Source organism: Bradyrhizobium iriomotense, from assembly GCF_030160715.1.
GTDB lineage: Bacteria > Pseudomonadota > Alphaproteobacteria > Rhizobiales > Xanthobacteraceae > Bradyrhizobium > Bradyrhizobium iriomotense.
The window spans coordinates 1-1,030 of sequence record NZ_BSOW01000123.1 but is presented as its reverse complement, the minus strand read 5'-3'; the positions used below and the strand labels follow the sequence as shown (position 1 = coordinate 1,030).

The following is a 1,030-nucleotide window of genomic DNA, read 5'->3' as shown; positions in this document are numbered from 1 at the left end:
GGAAGACGGCGCAGGCGCTGGCTCTGAGAGCCCGGATCGTTCTGGCCTGTGCGGAAGGTGGTCAGAACACGGAAGTGGCGGCCAAGCTCGGGCTGGACCGGCAGACCGTAGGCAAGTGGCGGCGGCGTTTTATGGAGCAGCGTGTGGCCGGGCTGCACGACGAGCCGCGTTCCGGCGCGCCGCGCACGATTGACGACGCCCGCATCGAAGCCGTGATCGTGAGGACGTTGGAGAGTTGCCCTGAGAACGCCACTCATTGGAGCTCCCGCGACATGGCGAAGACCAGCGGCCTATCGGTGTCGACGGTGCAACGTATCTGGCGGGCCTTCGGGCTCCAGCCGCACCGGATGGAGACGTTCAAGCTCTCGACCGATCCGAACTTCGTGGCCAAAGTGCGCGATGTCGTGGGCCTCTACGTCTCACCGCCGGAGCACGCCATCGTTCTGTGTGTGGATGAGAAATCCCAAATCCAGGCGCTGGACCGCAGCCAGCCGATGTTGCCGATGCGTCCCGGCCAGGCGGCCCGAAGGAGCCATGACTACAAAAGGCATGGCACCACATCGCTGTTCGCCGCCCTCGATATTGCGACCGGACGGGTCATTGGCAAGTGCTACGGGCGCCACCGCACCGCCGAGTTCCGCAAGTTCCTGGACGAGATCGAGACTGCCGTACCGCGCGAACTCGACGTTCATCTCGTCATGGACAATTACGTCACGCACAAGACCCCAATGATCCGGAGATGGTTGGCTAAAAGGCCGCGTTGGCACGTGCACCTGACCCCGACCAGTTCGTCATGGCTCAACCAAGTCGAGCGCTTCTTCGCGCTCCTCACCGATAAGAAGATCAGGCGCGGCGTCTATCGCAGCGTGGCCGCCCTCAGGGCGGACATCGTCTCGTTCATCGAACGACACAACGCCGATCCCAAACCGTTCAGATGGACCAAATCCGCCAATGACATCCTTGCTTCCATCGAGCGCTTCTGCCGTTACAATGCCCCGGCAAAACGCGAAGCGATGTTGCGAACTTCTGG

General features: G+C 62.4%; 1 protein-coding gene. It reads left to right on the top strand.

Annotated features, from left to right (window positions below; translation table 11 throughout):
• A partial coding sequence (locus tag QQL28_RS45685) for an IS630 family transposase (protein ID WP_284276432.1) occupies nucleotides 1-1,030 on the top strand: 1,030 nt, incomplete at both ends.